The organism is Streptomyces sp. 63XJN7_1_ISO-PGPR-S23-121, assembly GCF_056173025.1.
Window position 1 is genome coordinate 176,691 of record NZ_CM149653.1, and the last position, 19,018, is coordinate 195,708.

The window sequence follows — 19,018 nt, forward strand, 5'->3', positions numbered from 1 at the left end:
CCTGCGGGTGACGATGCGCAGCGGGGGTGTGACGTAACGTCACTGCGTGATCGAAGCGCAGGCTCCCGCTCCACCCGCACCGCCGTCCTGGGAGGGCGCGGGAAGACCCGGACCGGCGGCGCCCGGCACGGCGGCCCCGCTGCCCGTGCCGCCCGGCACCGGCCGGTTCCTGGTCCTCGCGGGCGTCTTCGTCTGCGCGGCCTGCGGACTCGTGTACGAACTCGAACTGGTCGCCCTCGCCTCGTACCTGATCGGCGACTCGGTCACCCAGGCGTCCGTCGTCCTGTCCGTCATGGTGTTCGCCATGGGCATCGGCTCGCTCGCCGCCAAGCGGCTGCGCCGGTTCGCGGCGGCCGGGTTCGGCGCGATCGAGGCCGTCCTCGCCCTCGTCGGCGGGACCAGCGCCATGGCGTTGTACGCCGTCTTCGCCTGGACCGGCGGCTGGAGCGGCCCCTGGTCCGACGGCCCGCGCTTCCTGCTGGTCGCGTTCTCGCTCACCATCGGCCTGCTGATCGGCGCCGAGGTGCCGCTGCTGATGGAGCTGATCCAGCGCATCCGCCGGCAGGACGCGGGCGGTGCCGTCGCGGACCTGTTCGCCGCGGACTACGTCGGCGCCCTGGTGGGCGGCCTCGCCTTCCCCTTCGTGCTGCTGCCCTTCCTCGGCCAGCTGACCGGCGCCCTGCTCACCGGCGCGGTCAACGCGGCCGTCGGCGCCGCCCTGGTCCTCGGTCTGTTCCGGCGGGACCTGACCCGCCGGGCCCGCCGGCTGCTGGTCGTCGCCAACGCCGTCGTGCTCGCCGTCCTCACCTCGGCGGCCGCCCTCTCCGGCGACTTCGAACGCGCCGCCCGGCACGCGCTCTACGGGCAGGACGTCCGCGTGGCCGTCCGGACCGACGTGCAGGAGGTGGTCCTCACCGGAGGCACCGACGGCCGGTCCCTCCGCCTCTTCCTGGACGGCCGGCTGCGGGTCGGCGCCGGCGACGGGCGCCGGTACCACGAGGCCCTGGTGCGGCCGGCCATGACCGGGCCGCGGGCGCGCGTGCTGATCCTGGGCGGCGGCGACGGCCTCGCGGCGCGGGAGGTGCTGCGCCATCCGGACGTGCGCCGTGTCGACCTCGTGGAACCCGATCCGGATCTCGCCCGGCTGGCCCGGCACGACCCCGGCCTGTCCGCGCTGAACGAGCACGCCTACGGCGACCCGCGCGTCCACGTCACCGCCGCGGACGCCTTCCGCGGCCTGCGCTCGACGCCCACCGCCGCGTACGACGTGGTGGTCTGCGACCTGCCCGACCCGGGCATCACCGCCGCCACCAAGCTGTACTCGCAGGAGTTCTACGGCCTGCTGCGACGGGTGCTCGCGCCGGACGGGCGGCTGGTCGTGCACGCCGGCCCGGTCTCCGCGCGGCCCCGCACGTTCTGGACCGTCGACGCGACGCTGCGCGCGGCCGGTCTGCGGACCGTGGCCTACCGCGTCGGCGGCCGCGCCCCCGGTTTCACCGCGGACCCCGACCGGGCGGCCGGCACCTCCCGCGCCCTTGGGGACTGGGGCTTCCTGCTCGCCGCCCGCACATCCCCCGGCCTGCGACTCGACCCGGATGCCCCCCGTCCGCACACCCTCACCCGGCAGTCCCTCACCGCGGCCGCCCGGGCGGCGGCCCGCACGCGCGTGCCCGGCCTGCCGCCGTCCACGCTGGTGCATCCGCGGTACTGAGCCCGCGGTGCCGGGCCCGCCGCAGTGCCCCGCGCCCGGTACGCGTCCCCCTCTGCGCCGCCCCGGTGCGTGGGGTCGCCCCCGTACGACCCCGCGCGGCGGCCCGTCCCTCCCCCGGACCCGGACGGGCCGCCGCGCCCCCCTGTGGATCGCTCGCACCGAGAACCTACGGCCGCCCCGCCCGCCCCGGAATCCCGCAGCGGGTGGATACCGGGGCCGACCCGGCGCGGCAGACACGCGGTTCCTGCAACTTCCGCGGTACCGCGGAAGGATGACGCCGCCGCCCGGCGGGCGGGCCTACCCTGCGGCAATGCGCCTCCACCCCCTGGCGGCCGACGGCCTGACCGCCGCGGCGCTGACGACCGTGGCCGTCCTGCTCGGCACCGAGGCCGTCGCCCAGGGGTGGCCCGCGCTCGGCCCGCTCGCCTGGACGCTCGTCGCCCTGGTGAACCTGCCGCTTGCCCTGCGCACCCGCGCCCCCGTGACCGTCTGCCTCGTCTCGCACGGCTGCTGGGCGGTCTACATCGCCCTCGGGCAGTGGCCAGTGGCCGGCTCCTTCGGCCCCATGCTCGCCGTCTACACCGTGGCCTCCCTGCGCGCCACCCGCGTCGCCGCCGCCTCCGCCGGCCTGCTCGCCGGTGTCTGGATCTGGGCCGGCCTCGTCAGCGACGCCGACGCCATGGCCTCCGTCGTCGGCCAGGCCGTGGGCTTCCCGCTCGTCCTGTGGCGGTTCGGGTACGTCGCCCGCCGGACCGGCGAACTCACCCGGGAACTCCGCGCCGAGCAGGCCGAACGGGCCCGGCGCGAGGTGGCCGAGGAGCGGGTGCGGATCGCCCGCGAGCTGCACGACGTGGTGGCCCACCACATCGCCGTCATCAACGTCCAGGCCGGCCTCGCCCGCTTCGTCTTCCACTCCGACGCCCCCACCGCCCGCGACGCCCTCGACACCATCGAGGGCGCGAGCGGCGAGGCCCTGGCCGAACTGCGCCGCATGCTGGGCCTGTTGCGCGCCGACGGCGTGCAGGGCGCGGACGGCGCCCCGGCGCCGGGGCTCGACCAGCTGGACGAGATGGCCGCCAGGGTCCGCACCGGCGGCGTCGGCGTCGACCTGCGCGTCACGGGCGCACCGCGCCCCCTGCCGCCCGGCGTGCAGCTGTGCGTGTACCGGGTGGTCCAGGAGGCCCTGACCAACGTCCTCAAGCACGCGCCCGGCGCGCACGCCGCCGTCGAACTCGCCTACCGCGCGCACGAGGTGACGGTGTCGGTGACCGACGACGGCCCCGGGGACGGCCGGCGGGAGGGGGCGGATTCGGACACAATCCCCGAGCGCGGCGGCCACGGGTTGATCGGCATGCGGGAGCGGGCCAAGCTCTACGGCGGGGCGATCGCCGTCGGCCCGCGCAGCGAGGGGGGATTCGGCGTGCGCCTGACCCTGCCGACGCCGGTACACACCGCACGCCGGGGAGACACCGTCCGCGAATGACCGACGCAGACCGTCCGGCCCACCGCCCGCCCGACCGTCCGATCAGGCTGCTCGTCGTCGACGACCAGTTCCTCGTCCGCAGCGGGCTGGCCGCGCTGCTGCGGGCCGCCCCCGGCATGGAGGTCGTCGGCGAGGCGTCCGACGGGGCGGAGGCGGTGACGCTGGCCGCGGAGACCCGGCCCGACGTCGTCCTGATGGACATCCGCATGCCCGGCATGTCCGGTATCCAGGCCACCGAGCGGATCCTCGCCGAGGCGGTGGACCCCGCGCCCCGCGTCCTCGTCCTCACCACCTTCGACCTGGACGAGTACGTGTACGGCGCCCTGCGCGCCGGAGCCTCCGGGTTCCTGCTCAAGGACGCCGGCCCCGAACGGCTGCTGGCCGCGGTCGCCGCGGTGCACGGCGGTGACGCGCTGTTCGCCCCCGCGGTCACCCGGCGCCTGGTGGAGGCGTTCACGCGGATGTCGGACACGCGGTCCGCGAAGCCCTCCGACGCCGGGCCGCCGCCCGCGCTGACGTCGCTGACCGGCAGGGAGGCGGAGGTCCTCGGACTGGTGGCCCGCGGCCTGAGCAACGCCGAGGCCGCCGACCGCCTGTTCATCAGCGAGGCCACGGTGAAGACCCACCTCAACCGCACGATGTCCAAGCTCGGCCTGACCAGCCGGGCCCAGGCGGTGGTGCTGGCGTACGAGACGGGTCTCGTGACGCCGGGGGGAGCCGCGGGCGGCGGGTGAGTTTGCGCCGACGGGGGGTGCGCGGGGCGCCCGCTGGGTAGGCTGCGCTGACATGGAGCATGAGGTGTTCGTTCCGGTTCCGTCCGAGCGGCTCAGGGACGTGCTGGCCGACCCCGTCCGGGTCGCCCGGGCGATCCCGGGGCTCCAGCAGGACGCCGGTGCCGAGCCCGTCGCGGGACGGCTGAAGGTCCGCATCGGGAGTCACTCCATCACCTACCGGGGCTCACTGCGCCTGTCCGCGCGCGACGACGGGGCGTACGTCGTCGAGGGCGACGCCACGGAGTCGCGCGGCACCGGCGCGGTCACGCTCGCGCTCGTCCTGCGGGTGCGGGACGCCGAGGACGGCGCCACCCTCGCGTTCAACGGGACGGCCACCGCGGACGGGCGGGTGACGGAGCTGCCGGAGGAGACGGTGACGTCGGCCACCGGCCGCCTGCTGACGCGGTTCGCGGAGAACCTGGGCGCGGCGGCGGCGGAGAAGGCGCCGCCCGCCGCGGAGGCGGAGCCGCGGCCCACGTCGGTCTTCGACACGGAGGTCCCCCCGTCCTCCCTCGGCCCGGACGCCGACGCGGAGGAGGGCCCGGCCGGCGCCCACGAGGGTGCCGGGGAGGCTCCGGAGGTCCCCGCCGGCCCCGAGGCCGCCGGACCGCCCGCCGAGGCCGCGCACGCCCGCCGCACGATGATCGGCCGCAGTGCCGAGGAGGTGGACCACGCCCCGCCGCGCGGCCGGTACGCCCCCGTGCCGGCGCCGCAGGCGAACGCGTCCGCCACCCCCCTGCGCTGGGCCGCCCCGGCGGCGGCGCTGGTCGTGGCCTCGGCGATCGTGGCCGGCCGGGCCCTGCGCAACAAACGCCACTGAGCCGGCCCCGGCGCCCCCTTGATCGCCCCAGTAGGGTCGTGGCGTGAGCAACGAACCCATCACGCTGACCGCGGGTGACGCGGAGGCGACCGTGCTGCCGGGCAACGGCGGCCGGATCGGCGGGCTCCGCGTCGGGGGCACCGAGCTGCTCCGCCAGGGCGAACGCTACGGCTGCTTCCCGATGGTCCCCTGGTGCGGCCGGATCCGCGAGGGCCGCTTCCGGGACGGCGCCGCCGTCCACCGGATGCCGCTGAACTCCCCGCCGCACGCCATCCACGGCACCGCCCGCGACGGCGCCTGGCGCACCGCCCGCGTCTCGGACGACGAGGCCGTCATCACGTACGACCTCGTCGACCCCTGGCCCTACTCGGGCCGCGTCACGCAGGTGATCGCGCTCGCCGAGGACGCGCTGACGCTGACCATGTCCGTGGAGACGTACGAGTCGTCCTTCCCGGCGCAGATCGGCTGGCACCCGTGGTTCAACCGGACCCTCGACGGGTCGGACGTGGAGATCGCCTTCGACCCCGCCTGGCAGGAGGAGCGCGGCGACGACCACCTGCCCACCGGCAACCGGACCGACCCGAAGCCGGGCCCCTGGGACGACTGCTTCGGCATGCCGGACGGCGTCGACGTGACCCTGACCTGGCCCGGCCGGCTGGCGCTGAGGGTGACCAGCCGAGAGCAGTGGGCCGTGGTCTACGACGAGCAGGAGGCCGCCGTCTGCGTGGAGCCGCAGACCGGGCCGCCCAACGGCCTGAACACGCTCCCGCGCCTGGTCACGCCGCTGGAGCCGCTGGAGGCCACGACGGCCTGGAGCTGGACCCGGCTCTAAGCTGGTGCGCATGACGGACGTCAACGGAGTAATGCCGCCAGGCACACGCGCGGCGCTGCTGCAGCAGATCAAGGACAAGGCCGTGGTGCACGGCAAGGTGACCCTCTCCTCGGGGCTGGAGGCCGACTACTACGTCGACCTGCGCCGCGTGACCCTGGACGGCGAGGCCGCGCCGCTGGTCGGGCAGGTGCTGCTGGACCTGACCGACGACCTGGAGTTCGACGCGGTGGGCGGGCTGACCATGGGCGCCGACCCGGTCGCCGCGAGCATGCTGCACGCCGCCGCCGCGCGCGGGAAGCGCCTGGACGCGTTCGTCGTCCGCAAGGCCGCCAAGGCGCACGGGATGCAGCGGCGCGTCGAGGGCCCGGACATCCGGGGCCGCCGCGTCCTCGTCGTCGAGGACACCTCCACCACCGGCGGCTCCCCGCTCACCGCGGTCGAGGCCGTGCGCGAGGCCGGCGCCGAGGTCGTGGCCGTCGCGACGATCGTCGACCGGGCGACCGGCGCCGCCGAGAAGATCCAGGAGGGCGCGGGGGTGCCGTACCGGTACGCCTACTCCAAGGACGAGCTGGGCCTCGACTGAGGTCCACTCGGAGTATTCCGCCCCGTCTGGAAGGATGGGGCCGACGATGACGTCGCCCCCAAGGTCTAGGTCAGGGCCGTAAGCACCTGAGACGCCCACCCGCACATACAAGGAGCGGACATGCCCATCGCAACTCCCGAGGTCTACAACGAGATGCTGGACCGGGCGAAGGCAGGAAAGTTCGCCTACCCGGCCATCAACGTGACCTCTTCCCAGACGCTGCACGCGGCCCTGCGCGGTTTCGCGGAGGCGGAGAGCGACGGCATCGTCCAGATCTCCACCGGCGGCGCCGAGTTCCTGGGCGGCCAGCACAGCAAGGACATGGTGACCGGCGCCGTCGCGCTGGCCGAGTTCGCGCACATCGTCGCCGAGAAGTACGACGTGAACATCGCGCTGCACACGGACCACTGCCCCAAGGACAAGCTCGACGGGTACGTGCGCCCGCTGCTCGCCGTGTCCGAGGAGCGCGTCAAGGCCGGCCGCAACCCGCTGTTCCAGTCGCACATGTGGGACGGCTCCGCCGAGACCCTGGCCGACAACCTGGCCATCGCCGAGGAGCTGCTGGAGCGCGCCCGCGCCGCGAAGATCATCCTCGAGGTCGAGATCACCCCGACCGGCGGCGAGGAGGACGGCGTCTCGCACGAGATCAACGACTCCCTCTACACCACGGTCGACGACGCGCTGCGCACCGTCGAGGCGCTGGGCCTGGGCGAGAAGGGCCGCTACCTGCTCGCCGCCTCCTTCGGCAACGTGCACGGCGTGTACAAGCCGGGCAACGTGGTGCTCCGTCCCGAGCTGCTGAAGGAGCTGAACGAGGGCGTCGCCGCCAAGTACGGGCAGCCCGCCGGCAGCAAGCCGTTCGACTTCGTCTTCCACGGCGGCTCCGGCTCCACCGAGCAGGAGATCGCGACCGCGCTGGACAACGGCGTGATCAAGATGAACCTCGACACGGACACCCAGTACGCCTTCACGCGTCCGGTCGCCGGCCACATGTTCGCCAACTACGACGGCGTCCTGAAGATCGACGGCGAGGTCGGCAACAAGAAGACCTACGACCCGCGCACCTGGGGCAAGCTGGCCGAGGCCGGCATGGCCGCGCGCGTCCTCGAGGCCTGCGGCCACCTGCGCTCGTCGGGCCAGAAGATCAAGTAACCCGCGCGACGCACGACCGGCCCGGCACCGCGGGACACCGCGGTGCCGGGCCCTCGCACGTCCGCCCCCGGGCATGGCGCAGACTTGTCCCCATGGCCATTCACGAGAACCTCCTCGGGGGACCGCCCCCGACCCACCTCCCCGACGATCCCGGGCCGCGCGAGCTGCTGGCGGGCGGCACCCCGGCCGCCGACGTCGCCGCGAAGTACCCGACGTCCTCGCTGGCCTGGGCCCGCCTGGCCGACGAGGCGTACGAGCGCGGCGGCGTCGTGGAGTCCTACGCCTACGCCCGTACGGGCTACCACCGCGGTCTGGACGCCCTGCGCCGCAGCGGCTGGAAGGGCCACGGGCCGGTGCCGTGGGAGCACGAGCCCAACCGCGGCTTCCTGCGCGCCCTGCACGCCCTCGCCCGCGCCGCCCAGGCGATCGGCGAGAAGGAGGAGTACGAGCGCTGCGCCCAGTTCCTGAGGGACTCCTCGCCGGCGGCGGCCGAGGTGCTGGGCTGACACCGCGTCCCGCAGGGCCCGCGACGGGCGGGCCTTGCGGTTTCCTGGGAGCATTGCGGAGGATGCCGTTGGGGACCGGGGCCCCGTGCCGGTAACGGCAGGGCGGACCGCTACCCGTAGTGCCATCAGGAGACAGCGATGTCCCACGACGCCCCGAATCTCGACTTCGCGGGCAGCACGCCGTACGAGGACTACGTCAAGGCGGACGTGCTCACCCACCTCCAGCACACCCTCTCCGACGACCCCGGAGAGATGGTCTTCCTGGTCACCACCCAGGTCATGGAGCTGTGGTTCACCGTCATCGTCCACGAGTGGGAGACCGCGGCCGGTGCCCTGCGCGAGGACCGGGTCCGGCCGGCGACCGACGCGCTGAAGCGCTCGGTGCGCGAGCTGGAGGCCCTGAACGCCTCCTGGACGCCCCTGGCGGGCCTCACACCCGCCCAGTTCAACTCCTACCGGAGCGCCCTCGGCGAGGGCTCCGGGTTCCAGTCGGCGATGTACCGCCGCCTGGAGTTCCTGCTCGGCGACAAGTCCGCCTCCATGCTCGTCCCGCACCGCGGCGCCCCGCGCGTCCACGCCGAGCTGGAGAAGGCGCTGCACGAGCCGAGCCTGTACGACGAGGTGGTCCGGCTGCTCGCCCGGCGCGGGTACGACATCCCGGAGGCCGTGCTCCGGCGGGATGTCACCCGGAAGTACGAGCCGGCGCCCGAGGTGGAGGCCGCCTGGACGGCCGTGTACTCCGGTGACCAGAACGGCGAACTGGCCCGTCTCGGCGAGGCGCTCACGGACGTCGCCGAGCTGGTGTGGCGCTGGCGCAACGACCACCTGGTCGCCACCCGCCGCGCGATGGGCTCGAAGACCGGCACCGGCGGTTCCGCCGGGGTGGCCTGGCTGGAGAAGCGGGCCCGGGGCAACGTGTTCCCCGAGCTGTGGACGGCGCGGTCGTATGTCTGAGCTGATGAGCGAGGCGGAGAGGCTGGACGCCGCCGACGGGCTGGCCGGGGTGCGCGGTCGTTTCGTCCTCGACGACGTGACGTACCTGGACGGCAACTCGCTGGGCGCCCTGCCGGCGCACGTCCCCGACCGCGTCGCGGACGTCGTGCGGCGTCAGTGGGGCGAGCTGCGCATCCGGTCCTGGGACGAGAGCGGCTGGTGGACCGCGCCCGAGCGGATCGGCGACCGGATCGCCCCGCTGGTCGGGGCGGCGGCCGGGCAGATCGTGGTCGGCGACTCCACCAGCGTGAACGTCTTCAAGGCGGTCGTCGCGGCCGTCCGCATGGCGGGGGAGGGGCGGGACGAGATCCTCGTCGACGCCACCACCTTCCCCACGGACGGGTACGTCGCCGAGTCCGCGGCCCGGATGACCGGGTGCACGCTACGGGCCGTCGCCCCGGCCGAGGTGCCCGCGGCGCTGGGCGACCGCACCGCCGCGGTGCTCCTCAACCACGTCGACTACCGCACGGGCCGGCTGCACGACCTGCCCGCGCTCACGGCCGCCGTGCACGCGGCGGGGGCGTACGCCGTCTGGGACCTGTGCCACAGCGCGGGCGCCCTGCCGGTCGGACTGGACGAGCACGGCGTCGGCCTGGCGGTCGGCTGCACCTACAAGTACCTCAACGGCGGCCCGGGTTCGCCCGCGTTCCTGTACGTGCGCCACGACCTCCAGGACCGCTTCGACTCCCCGCTGCCCGGCTGGAACTCGCACGCCGAGCCCTTCGGCATGCGGCCCGGCTACGCCCCGGCCCCCGGTGCGGTGCGCGGCCGGGTCGGCACGCCGGACATCCTGTCCATGCTCGCCCTGGAGGCGTCCCTCGACGTGTGGGACGGGGTGACCGTCGAGGCGGTGCGCGCCAAGTCCCTCGCCCTGACGGACTTCTTCCTGCGCTGCGTCGGGGAGTACGTCCCCGGCGGGCGGGTCGAGTCCGTGACGCCGGCCGCGCACGCCGAGCGGGGCAGCCAGGTGGCGCTGCGCTGCGACGACGCCGGCGAGGTCATGCGGCGCCTGATCGGACGCGGCGTGGTCGGCGACTTCCGCGCCCCCGACGTGCTGCGCTTCGGATTCACCCCGCTGTACGTCGGGTTCGCGGACGTGGAGCGGGCGGCGCGGGTGCTCGCGGAGGTCCTGGCGGCGGACCCGGCGCGGACGGACTGAGGACGGTCCGCGGGTGAGCGCGGCGCCCGGGCGGTCCCGGCCGGCCCGGGCACCGCACTCACCCAGCGTGACATCCCCGTGTCCGCGCACGTCACCGGCCTGATAACGTCCCGCCGACGGCCGATTCCCCTCCCCGGTCCGCCAACATCGTTTCCACGCTGAGAGGTTGGAGCATGCCGGACGCCGCCGCAGGACCGGGCACCGCTGCCGCGCGGAGCGCCGCGGAGGAGAGGTCGGCCTTCTCGCATCCGGCGGTCGGCCCCGACAGCACCGCCGGGTACGGCGACCACCCCGACCAGGTGATCGACTTCTACCTGCCGCGCGGCGCGGGCGGCCCCGGCACGCCCGCGCCGGTCGTGGCCGTCCTGCACGGCGGCGCGTGGCGGGCGCCGTACGGCCGGCGCCATGTCAGCCCGTTCGCCGGTTTCCTGGCCGGCCGGGGCTTCGCCGTGGCCAACGTGGAGTACCGGCACGGAACGGACGACGACGCGGTCGCGGGGCGCTGGCCCGACACCTTCGACGACGTGGCCGCCGCGCTGGACGCGCTGCCCGCCCTGGCCGAGCGCCACCTGCCGGGGGCCGACGCGCGCCGCACGGTGCTCACCGGCCACTCGGCGGGCGGCCACCTCGCCCTGTGGGCGGCGGCCCGGCACGTGCTGCCCGCCGACGCGCCGTGGCGCCTCGACCACCCGCCGTCCCTGCGCGGTGTGGTCGCGCTCGCCCCGATCGCCGACTTCGAGGTCGCCGGGAAGCTGGACGTGTGCGGCCAGGCGGCGCGGCAGCTCCTGGGCGGCGAGGAGCACTACACCGGGCGCCGGCCGTACGCCGACCCGGCCCTGCTGCTGCCCACCGGCATCGCCACCACCGTCGTGCAGGGCCGCGCCGACGTGGACGTCCCGCAGGCGGTCGCCGAGGCATACGCCGACGCGGCGGCGAGGGCCGGTGAGATGGTGGGCGTCACGCTGCTGGAGGACGTCGGCCACTTCCCGCTGATCGACCCGGCGGCGGACGCGTGCGCGGTGGTGGCGGAGGAGATCGCCCAGCTCGCGTGGTGAGCGGCGGCGGCACCCGGACGGGGCGCCCCGTCACCCCCGTAGTACCTGAGAGCTACCCCGAGGGTGAGCTCTCCGGCGGGACGCCGGTTACCCGCTCCGATCCATAACTTCCTTTCCCAGGACGCCCGATGAGCGGGCGTGCGGGAGGGGAGCGGCCATGGGGCCCGGTACGGCGGTACGTTGGCGGCGGCGCGCGGGAAGAGCACGCAGGGCCGCACTGGCGGCACTCGTCGCCGGTGCCGTGGCGTTCCCCCTCTCCGCCGCCGCGCGGCCCGGGATCCCCGCCCCGCCGCCCGCCGTGCTGGCCGCCCCGACGGCGGACACGCTGGCGGACGTCTACGCCGCCAACCGGGCCAACGCGGCCGAGGCGGCCCGGATGGCCGGCGCCCACGGCGACCGTCACCGCGCGGCGGCGGACCGCTCGCTGGCCGGCCCGGCCCGGCAGCTGCTCGCCTTCGACGGCCGGGGCGCCGGTCTGGCCACGGAGGTCCTCGGCGACCTGGCCCACGCCGACCGCGTCGCCGTCCTGGTCCCCGGCTCCGACACCGGCCTCGACACCTACGGCCGGTTCCGCGCCGCCGCCCTCGCCCTGCACCGGCAGCTCGGCGCGAAGGCGCCGGACGGCACCCGCACGGCGGTCGTGGCCTGGCTCGGCTACCGGACACCCGGCACCGTCAGCACCGCGGTCGCCACGACCGGCCGCGCCGACGAAGCCGCCCCGGAGCTGCGCGGCCTGGTCGGCGACCTGCGCGGCGTCACCGGCCCCCGCGCCCGGGTGAGCCTCGTCTGCCACTCCTACGGCTCGGTCGTCTGCGCCCGTGCCGCCGCCGGCCTGGACGTCGCCGACATCGCCCTGGTCGGCAGCCCCGGCACGGGCGCCGGCTCCGCCGCGGGACTGGGCACGAGCGCCCGGATCTGGGCGGCGCGGGGCGCCGACGACTGGGTGGAGAACGTGCCGCACGTCAGCGCCGGACTGTTCGGCACGACCGTCGGCTTCGGCACCGACCCGGTCTCCCCGGCGTTCGGCGCCCGGGTCTTCGACGCCGGCGACGGCGGCCACAGCGACTACTTCGACCCCGGTTCCCGCTCCCTTGCCAACCTGGCCCGGATCGTCCTGGGCGAGACCACGGAGGCGACCCGTGACTGACCCGAGGCGACCGGCCGGGACCGGTGTCCGCGAGGCCGTGCGGCACACCGCCGCCCGGATCGACGCGGCGACGCCCGCGAGCAGGGACCGCGCGGTCGACGCCCTGCGCGCCCTCGCCGTCCTCGGCGTCGTCCTCGGCCACTGGCTGGTGACGGCCCTGGTCTCCGACGACGGCGGCCTGCACACCGCCAGCCCCCTCCAGCACATGCCCCGGCTGGCCCCGGTGTCCTGGGCCTTCCAGACCCTCGCCGTGTTCTTCCTGGTCGGCGGGCACGTGGCCACCCGCGGCTGGGCCGCGGCCCACGACCGGGGCACACCGTACCGGCGGTGGCTGGCCGCCCGGCTGGGCCGGCTGTTCCGGCCGGTCGTGGCCGTCCTCGCCCTGTGGACGGTGACGGCGGCCCTGCTGTTCGTGACCGGCGCCGACCACGGGACGGTCCGCACGCTGGTCAAACTGGCCCTGTCCCCGCTGTGGTTCCTGCTGGTCTTCGCCGCGCTGACCGCCGCGACGCCGCTGCTGGCCCGGCTGCACCCGCTGTGGCCGCTGGTCGTCGTCCTCCACGTCGACCTGCTGCGCTTCGGCCTCGGCGGCCCGTCCTGGCTCGGCTGGATCAATCTCGCCGCGGGCTGGGCGGTGCCCTACACGCTCGGCGCCGCCTGGACCCGCGGGGAGCTGGAGCACCGCAGGGCCGGCTGGATCCTGCTCGCCGGCGGGGCGGCGGCGACCGCGGCACTCGTCGCCGGGGCGGGCTACCCGGCGTCCATGGTCGGCGTCCCGGGCGCGGCCGTCTCGAACCTGAACCCGCCGACGCTGGCCGCCGTCACCTTCGGTCTGGCCCAGTGCGGCCTCGCCCTGCTGCTGCGCGGGCGGCTGCGCCGTGCGCTGCGGCGGCCGGTGGCCTGGGCGGCGGTGGCACTGGTCAACCTCTTCGCGATGACGGTCTTCCTGTGGCACCAGACGGCCATGATGGCGACCACCGCCACCGGTCTCCTCGCGGGCCGGCTGCCCGGGCTGCACACGCCGCCCGACGGACCGGGCTGGATCGCGGCCCGGCTCGGCTGGCTGCCGGTCTTCGCACTGGCCCTGGGCGTCTGCTGGGCGGCCTTCCACGCCTTCGAGCGCGGCGACGGCCGGCGCCGCTCGCGCGTCGTCCGCACCCACCGCCCGCGGACCCGGGTGACGACGAAGGGGGCCCGTCATGTCTAGGCTGGGCGGCGTGAGATCCGGGGGGAACGGGCGTGCGGCCGGCACGCGCCGGCTGAGGGTGCTGCGCGACGACCTGTGGACCTGGCGTACGGACCCGCTGCCGCCGTCGGTGTGGCTGCGCTGGGTCCCGCACGGGATCGTCTGCCTGGCCGCGTTCGGGGTGCTGCTCGGCGACGCGGCCCAGCTCGGCGGGGGCGGCGGGACCGACCCCTCCGCCCAGTCCGGGGCGGGCGGCGGTATCGATCCCCTGCTCGCCTTCCTGATAGCCGTCGCCGAGGCCGGCGCCATGGTCCTCGCGCTGTGGCGGCCGGTCGCGGCGTGGTGGCTGTCGACGGCGGCCATGCTGGTGGGGGCCTTCGCGGTGCGGGCGGAGATGACCGCGGGCGGACCGAAGTTCACCTGGCCCTGGACGGCCGCCGGACTGATCGCGCACCTGTTCGTCCTGTTGCTGCTCGCCCTGCGGGTCCGCACCCGGGTGCCCCTGGAGGCGCTCGCCCTGAGCGTGCTGGCCACCTACGTCGTGCAGGGCGTGGTGGGGGCGCCGGACTACCAGCCGACCGGCCTGCTCGCCGTCATCCTGTTCGCGGTCGCCACGGTGCTCGGCATCGCCCTGCGCGGCCGCCGCGAGGCCCGCACGCAGCTCGCGGAGCAGACCTCGCTCACCGCCGAGGAACGCGCCCGGCGCACCCTGCTGGAGGAGCGCAGCCGCATCGCCCGGGAGCTGCACGACGTCGTCGCCCACCACATGTCCGTCATCTCCATCCAGGCCCAGGTCGCCCCCCACCTCGTCGCGGACCCGCCGGACGAGCTGAAGGAGAACCTCGCCGGCATCCGGCAGAACGCCCTGGAGGCGCTGACCGAACTGCGCCGGGTCCTCGGCGTGCTGCGCTCCGAGGACCCCGACGCCCCCGGGACGGCGCCCGACCTGAGCGGTACCGCCCCGCACGCCCCGCAGCCCACGCTCGACCGGCTCGACGCGCTGGTGGAGAACACCCGGGCCGCCGGACTGACCGTGACCGCCGGGCAGGACGGCCGACGCCGGCCGCTGCCGCCCGGCGTGGAGCTGTCGGCGTACCGGATCGTGCAGGAGGCGCTCAGCAACGTCCTGCGGCACGCGCCGGGCGCGACCGCCCGGGTCCACCTCACGCATCTGCCGGCCGGGCTGCGCGTCGACGTCTCCAACACCCCGCCCACGCGGGCCCCGGCGCCGTCGCAGGGGGCGGGGCACGGGCTGCTCGGCATGCGGGAGCGGGTGGCGATGCTCGACGGCACCCTTGAGGCGCGGCGGCTGCCGGACGGCGGCTACCGGGTGACCGCGTTCCTGCCCGCCGACGGCCAGGACCTCTCCACCGGCCCTTCCACCGACCACTCCACCGAGGACGACACCCCATGACGACCGGCAGCCACGGCCGTGTGATCCGCGTACTGATCGCCGACGACCAGCAGATGGTCCGGCAGGGCTTCACCGTGCTGCTCAACACCCAGCCCGACATCGAGGTGATAGGGCAGGCGGTGGACGGCCTGGACGCCGTGGACAAGGTCGCCGGACTCGCCCCGGACGTCGTCCTGATGGACATCCGCATGCCCGAACTGGGCGGCATCGAGGCCACCCGCCGGATCACCGCGGCGACCCCCGAGATCAGGGTGCTCGTGCTGACCACCTTCGACCTGGACGAGTACGTGTACGAGGCGCTGCGGGCCGGCGCGTCCGGGTTCCTGCTGAAGGACGCGTCCGCCGACCAGCTCGCCGAGGCGGTCCGGGTGGTGGCGGCCGGGGACGCGCTGCTCGCGCCGGGCATCACCCGGCGGCTGCTCACCGAGTTCTCCCGGCTGCGCGACCGGCCCCGGGCCCCGCTGAAGGAACGGGTCGGCGGCCTGACGGAGCGGGAGACCGAGGTGCTGTCCCTGATCGCGCAGGGCCTGTCGAACGCGGAGATCGCCACGCGGCTGGTCGTCGCCGAGCAGACGGTGAAGACGCACGTGGGCCGGATCCTGGTGAAACTGGGGCTCAGGGACCGGACACAGGCGGCGGTGTTCGCGTACGAGTCGGGTCTGGTGCGGCCCTCCGGGTACTGAGCGGCCGGGCCCGTAGTACCTGAGACGGACGCCGGAGAACCCTTCTCACTGCTGACGACCGCGGCCCAAGCCGCGCCTACCGTTTACCGGGTGACCGAGACGACCCAGACACGGACCGTCCCCTCCGGGAGTGGCGGCGCGCGCAGCCCCGAGTACCGGCTGGCCATGGACGCCCTGAGCGGACTGCGCCAGGACCTGTTCCACGACGCCTTCGCCTGCCGTCCGCTGCCGCCGATGGCGACGGACGGCCCGCTGACCCGTCGGCTCACCGGCAGGTCGCGGGGGTACGCCGCCCGCCTGCCGCACTCGGTGGTGGCGGCCGTGGCCCTGATCGCGATGTTCGGCGGGTCCGTCGCCGACGGCTCCCTGACCGGGCCGGTGGCCCTGCTGAGCGGGCTGGTGTGCGCGGCACCGGTGCTGGCCACGCTGTTCCGGCCGGTCGGCGCCTTCTGGATGTCGATGGCGGCGACGCCGCTGGTCGCGCTGCTGGACGGCAGCCTGGGCGAATGGCCGTGGCAGCCCGGCGCGTTCATCTGCCACCTGGCGGTGCTGGTGATCGTGGCGATACGCACCCGGCCCCGCACCGCCGCGTGGATGTGGGTGCTCACCGCCGCCTACGCCTTCGTCGTGCAGACCCTGGTCGGCGACGGCAGGTTCAACACCTCCGCGCTCATGCTGGTGCTCTCCGCCCTGGCGCTGCTGCTGGTCGCCGTCCGGCACGTCCGCCGCGAGGCCCGGCAGGAGGTGACCGCGCAGCGGACGGTCACCGCGCACGAGCGGTCCCGGCGCACCCTGCTGGAGGAGCGCACCACCATCGCCCGGGAGCTGCACGACGTGGTCGCCCACCACATGTCGGTGGTCGCCATCCAGGCCGAGGCCGCGCCCTACCGGGTGGAGCATCCGCCCGAGGAGCTGGAGCGGGCCTTCGCCACCATCCGGGAGAACGCGGTGGCGGCCCTGACCGAGCTGCGCCGGGTCCTCGGTGTGGTCCGCGCCGAGGACTACGAGGCGCCGGACGCCCCGCAGCCCACGCTCGCCGACCTGGACGCACTGCTCGCCAACGTGCGCGACGCGGGCCTCGCCGTCGACCGGGCGGTGACCGGCGCGGTGCGCGAACTGCCGCCCGGCGTGGAGCTGTCGGCGTACCGGATCGTGCAGGAGGCGCTCAGCAACACCCTGCGGCACGCGCCCGGCGCCACCGCCCGCGTCGAGGTCTCCTACGTCCTGGGCGGCCTGGGCCTCAGGATCGTCAACGACCCGGTGCCCGAACCGTCCCTGGTCAAGCCCTCGCCCGGCGCCGGGCACGGCATCACCGGCATGCGGGAGCGGGTGTCGATGCTGAACGGCGAGATGACGGCCGGCCCGACCGGCGACGGCGGGTACGAGGTGGCGGTGTTCCTGCCGGTCACCGCCGTGAGCGAAGGTGACGCATGACCGACCGCACGATCCGGGTCCTGATCGCCGACGACCAGATGATGGTGCGCGAGGGCTTCTCGGTCCTGCTGAACGCGATGCCCGGCATCGAGGTCGCCGGCGAGGCGGTCAACGGCCGGGACGCGGTCGAGAAGGCCCGCGAACTCTCCCCGGACGTCGTCCTGATGGACATCCGCATGCCCGAGCTGAACGGCATCGACGCCACCCGGCGGATCATCGCCGCGGACGGCGCGGCGAAGGTGCTCGTGCTGACCACCTTCGACCTGGACGAGTACGTGTACCAGGCGCTGCGCGCGGGTGCCTCCGGCTTCCTCCTCAAGGACGCCTCGGCCCGCCAACTGGCCGACGGGGTCCGGGTGGTGGCGGCCGGCGAGGCGCTGCTCGCCCCGTCGGTCACCAAGCGCCTGATCACCGAGTTCTCCAAGCTGTCCGACGGTCCCCGCGCGCTGCCGTCGGCGCACGGGGCGTACGGCGACCTCACCGACCGGGAGACGGAGGTGCTGGTGCTGATCGCGCAGGGCCTGTCGAACGGGGAGATCGCCGAGAGCCTGGTGGTCGCCGAGTCGACGATCAAGACGCACGTCAGCCGGATCCTGGTGAAGCTCGGCCTGAGGGACCGCACCCAGGCGGCCGTCTTCGCCTACGAGGCCCGCCTGGTGACCCCGGGCTGAACGGCGGCCCTGGTCAGGGACGGTCCGGCCGCGCTAGCGTCCGGCCATGGCAGCCTTCGATCCGTGGAGTGCGGACTTCGTCGCCGACCCCTGCCCCGCCTTCGCCGAGCTGCGGGCCCGGGGCCGCGTGCACTACTACGAGCCCACCGACCAGTGGCTGGTCCCGCACCACGCGGACGTCTCGGCGCTGCTGCGCGACCGCCGGCTGGGCCGCACCTACCGGCACCGTTTCACCCACGAGGACTTCGGCCGCACCGCGCCCCCGCCGGAGCACGAGCCGTTCCACACGCTCAACGACCACGGCATGCTCGACCTTGAGCCGCCGGACCACACCCGCATCCGGCGCCTGGTGTCGAAGGCGTTCACCCCGCGCACGGTGGAGCGGCTGCGGCCCTACGTGCACGCGCTGGCGGACGGCCTGGTGGCCCGGCTGGTGGCGGCGGGCGGCGGCGACCTGCTGACCGACGTGGCGGAACCGCTGCCGGTCGCGGTGATCGCCGAGATGCTGGGCATCCCGGAGTCCGATCGGGCGCCGCTGCGCCCCTGGTCGGCGGACATCTGCGGGATGTACGAGCTGAACCCGTCCGGGGAGACGGCGGCGAAGGCGGTCCGCGCGTCGCTCGACTTCTCCGACTACCTGCGCGGACTGATCGCGGCCCGCCGCGAGGAGCCGGGCGACGACCTGATCTCGGGTCTGATCGCGGCGCACGACGGGGACGACGACCGCCTCACCGAGCAGGAGATGATCTCGACCTGCGTCCTGCTCCTGAACGCGGGCCACGAGGCCACGGTCAACGCGACGGTCAACGGCTGGCTGGCCCTGTTCCGCCACCCGGACCAGCTGGCGGCGCTGCGCGCGGACCACTCGCTGATCCCCTCCGCCGTGGAGGAGCTGATGCGCTACGACACCCCGCTCCAGCTCTTCGAACGCTGGGTGCTGGACGACATCGAGATCGACGGGACGACGATCCCGCGCGGCGCGGAGATCGCGATGCTGTTCGGCTCCGCCAACCACGACCCGGCCGTCTTCACCGCCCCGGACCGCCTCGACCTCACCCGCCGCGACAACCCCCACATCTCCTTCAGCGCGGGCATCCACTACTGCATCGGCGCCCCCCTGGCCCGCCTCGAACTGGCGGCCTCGATGACCGCCCTGCTGACCCGTGCCCCGGGCCTCTCCCTGGCCGAGGAACCACAACGCAGACCGAACTTCGTGATGCGAGGCCTGAAGGCACTGCAGGTGACCACATGAAGCCCTCGTAGCCGCGGGCAGTCGTGCCGCAGGGGCGGCAACGGCGGGCGTTGCGGCACCCGGCAAGCGCGGGAACCACCTGAGCCCCCCCAGCCGCGGGCAATCGTGCCTCCCCCAGTGCCTGAAGGGCCTGGGAGGTACCCCCAGGGCGGCACGGGTGGGCG

The 19,018-nt window shown here is 75.0% G+C and carries 18 protein-coding genes; all 18 read left to right on the top strand.

Going from position 1 to position 19,018, the window contains the following annotated elements:
- Positions 1 to 46: 46 nt before the first annotated feature.
- The 18 genes from AC0VYN_RS00835 (at position 47) to AC0VYN_RS00920 (ending at position 18,854) form a co-directional block, all read left to right on the top strand.
- Positions 47 to 1,711, top strand: coding sequence for a polyamine aminopropyltransferase (locus AC0VYN_RS00835; RefSeq protein WP_475534346.1), 1,665 nt, complete (start codon positions 47 to 49; stop codon positions 1,709 to 1,711).
- A gap of 310 nt (positions 1,712 to 2,021) precedes the next feature.
- Positions 2,022 to 3,194 carry a sensor histidine kinase gene (locus AC0VYN_RS00840; protein ID WP_475534347.1) on the top strand — a complete coding sequence of 391 codons (1,173 nt, stop codon included), beginning with the start codon at positions 2,022 to 2,024 and terminating at the stop codon, positions 3,192 to 3,194.
- Positions 3,191 to 3,928: a response regulator gene (locus AC0VYN_RS00845; RefSeq protein WP_475534348.1), complete on the top strand. Its 738-nt coding sequence runs from the start codon at positions 3,191 to 3,193 to the stop codon at positions 3,926 to 3,928. The genes AC0VYN_RS00840 and AC0VYN_RS00845 overlap by 4 nt, the downstream gene beginning before the upstream one ends.
- A 52-nt stretch (positions 3,929 to 3,980) precedes the next feature.
- Entirely contained in the window at positions 3,981 to 4,787 is an 807-nt protein-coding gene (locus AC0VYN_RS00850; protein WP_475534349.1) for an SRPBCC domain-containing protein, read from the top strand.
- Between the two features lie 43 nt (positions 4,788 to 4,830).
- Complete coding sequence (locus AC0VYN_RS00855; RefSeq protein ID WP_475534350.1) at positions 4,831 to 5,619, top strand: aldose epimerase family protein; 789 nt, start codon at positions 4,831 to 4,833, stop codon at positions 5,617 to 5,619.
- A 10-nt stretch (positions 5,620 to 5,629) separates the two neighbouring features.
- A complete protein-coding gene (pyrE, locus tag AC0VYN_RS00860) occupies positions 5,630 to 6,202 on the top strand; it encodes an orotate phosphoribosyltransferase (RefSeq protein WP_385460001.1) in 573 nt (190 codons plus the stop codon).
- Positions 6,203 to 6,322: 120 nt separating this feature from the next.
- Entirely contained in the window at positions 6,323 to 7,354 is a 1,032-nt protein-coding gene (gene fbaA, locus AC0VYN_RS00865; RefSeq protein ID WP_386919465.1) for a class II fructose-bisphosphate aldolase, read from the top strand.
- A gap of 92 nt (positions 7,355 to 7,446) precedes the next feature.
- Positions 7,447 to 7,860, top strand: coding sequence for a DUF3151 domain-containing protein (locus AC0VYN_RS00870; RefSeq protein WP_475534351.1), 414 nt, complete (start codon positions 7,447 to 7,449; stop codon positions 7,858 to 7,860).
- A 138-nt stretch (positions 7,861 to 7,998) separates the two neighbouring features.
- Entirely contained in the window at positions 7,999 to 8,814 is an 816-nt protein-coding gene (locus AC0VYN_RS00875) for a tryptophan 2,3-dioxygenase family protein (RefSeq protein ID WP_475534352.1), read from the top strand.
- Complete coding sequence (gene kynU / locus AC0VYN_RS00880) at positions 8,807 to 10,012, top strand: kynureninase (protein ID WP_475534353.1); 1,206 nt, start codon at positions 8,807 to 8,809, stop codon at positions 10,010 to 10,012. Before AC0VYN_RS00875 ends, kynU begins: the two co-directional genes overlap by 8 nt.
- 173 nt (positions 10,013 to 10,185) lie before the next feature.
- Positions 10,186 to 11,067 (top strand): alpha/beta hydrolase, encoded by an 882-nt coding sequence (locus AC0VYN_RS00885; protein WP_475534354.1) that lies wholly within the window; start codon positions 10,186 to 10,188, stop codon positions 11,065 to 11,067.
- Between the two features lie 157 nt (positions 11,068 to 11,224).
- On the top strand, positions 11,225 to 12,214 hold the full coding sequence (locus AC0VYN_RS00890; protein WP_475534355.1) for an alpha/beta hydrolase: 990 nt from the start codon (positions 11,225 to 11,227) through the stop codon (positions 12,212 to 12,214).
- Positions 12,207 to 13,421: an acyltransferase family protein gene (locus AC0VYN_RS00895; RefSeq protein WP_475534356.1), complete on the top strand. Its 1,215-nt coding sequence runs from the start codon at positions 12,207 to 12,209 to the stop codon at positions 13,419 to 13,421. Before AC0VYN_RS00890 ends, AC0VYN_RS00895 begins: the two co-directional genes overlap by 8 nt.
- A complete protein-coding gene (locus tag AC0VYN_RS00900) occupies positions 13,414 to 14,814 on the top strand; it encodes a sensor histidine kinase (RefSeq protein ID WP_475534357.1) in 1,401 nt (466 codons plus the stop codon). The genes AC0VYN_RS00895 and AC0VYN_RS00900 overlap by 8 nt, the downstream gene beginning before the upstream one ends.
- A complete protein-coding gene (locus tag AC0VYN_RS00905) occupies positions 14,811 to 15,497 on the top strand; it encodes a response regulator (RefSeq protein ID WP_475534358.1) in 687 nt (228 codons plus the stop codon). Before AC0VYN_RS00900 ends, AC0VYN_RS00905 begins: the two co-directional genes overlap by 4 nt.
- Before the next feature lie 51 nt (positions 15,498 to 15,548).
- The gene (locus tag AC0VYN_RS00910; protein ID WP_475537052.1) at positions 15,549 to 16,931 is read left to right on the top strand and encodes a sensor histidine kinase; all 1,383 of its coding nucleotides are present in this window, start codon (positions 15,549 to 15,551) and stop codon (positions 16,929 to 16,931) included.
- Complete coding sequence (locus AC0VYN_RS00915; RefSeq protein ID WP_475534359.1) at positions 16,928 to 17,602, top strand: response regulator; 675 nt, start codon at positions 16,928 to 16,930, stop codon at positions 17,600 to 17,602. Before AC0VYN_RS00910 ends, AC0VYN_RS00915 begins: the two co-directional genes overlap by 4 nt.
- A 46-nt stretch (positions 17,603 to 17,648) precedes the next feature.
- Positions 17,649 to 18,854 (top strand): cytochrome P450, encoded by a 1,206-nt coding sequence (locus tag AC0VYN_RS00920; RefSeq protein WP_475534360.1) that lies wholly within the window; start codon positions 17,649 to 17,651, stop codon positions 18,852 to 18,854.
- The last annotated feature ends 164 nt before the right edge of the window (positions 18,855 to 19,018 follow it).

Bases quoted from the DNA above. Each gene is read 5' to 3' on its own strand.
- AC0VYN_RS00905 (WP_475534358.1), top strand. From the start codon at position 14,811: ATGACGACCGGCAGCCACGGCCGTGTGATCCGCGTACTGATCGCCGAC.
- AC0VYN_RS00900 (WP_475534357.1), top strand. From the start codon at position 13,414: ATGTCTAGGCTGGGCGGCGTGAGATCCGGGGGGAACGGGCGTGCGGCC.
- AC0VYN_RS00850 (WP_475534349.1), top strand. From the start codon at position 3,981: ATGGAGCATGAGGTGTTCGTTCCGGTTCCGTCCGAGCGGCTCAGGGAC.
- AC0VYN_RS00875 (WP_475534352.1), top strand. From the start codon at position 7,999: ATGTCCCACGACGCCCCGAATCTCGACTTCGCGGGCAGCACGCCGTAC.
- AC0VYN_RS00845 (WP_475534348.1), top strand. From the start codon at position 3,191: ATGACCGACGCAGACCGTCCGGCCCACCGCCCGCCCGACCGTCCGATC.
- AC0VYN_RS00870 (WP_475534351.1), top strand. From the start codon at position 7,447: ATGGCCATTCACGAGAACCTCCTCGGGGGACCGCCCCCGACCCACCTC.
- AC0VYN_RS00840 (WP_475534347.1), top strand. From the start codon at position 2,022: ATGCGCCTCCACCCCCTGGCGGCCGACGGCCTGACCGCCGCGGCGCTG.
- pyrE (WP_385460001.1), top strand. From the start codon at position 5,630: ATGACGGACGTCAACGGAGTAATGCCGCCAGGCACACGCGCGGCGCTG.
- fbaA (WP_386919465.1), top strand. From the start codon at position 6,323: ATGCCCATCGCAACTCCCGAGGTCTACAACGAGATGCTGGACCGGGCG.
- kynU (WP_475534353.1), top strand. From the start codon at position 8,807: ATGTCTGAGCTGATGAGCGAGGCGGAGAGGCTGGACGCCGCCGACGGG.
- AC0VYN_RS00915 (WP_475534359.1), top strand. From the start codon at position 16,928: ATGACCGACCGCACGATCCGGGTCCTGATCGCCGACGACCAGATGATG.
- AC0VYN_RS00890 (WP_475534355.1), top strand. From the start codon at position 11,225: ATGGGGCCCGGTACGGCGGTACGTTGGCGGCGGCGCGCGGGAAGAGCA.
- AC0VYN_RS00920 (WP_475534360.1), top strand. From the start codon at position 17,649: ATGGCAGCCTTCGATCCGTGGAGTGCGGACTTCGTCGCCGACCCCTGC.
- AC0VYN_RS00885 (WP_475534354.1), top strand. From the start codon at position 10,186: ATGCCGGACGCCGCCGCAGGACCGGGCACCGCTGCCGCGCGGAGCGCC.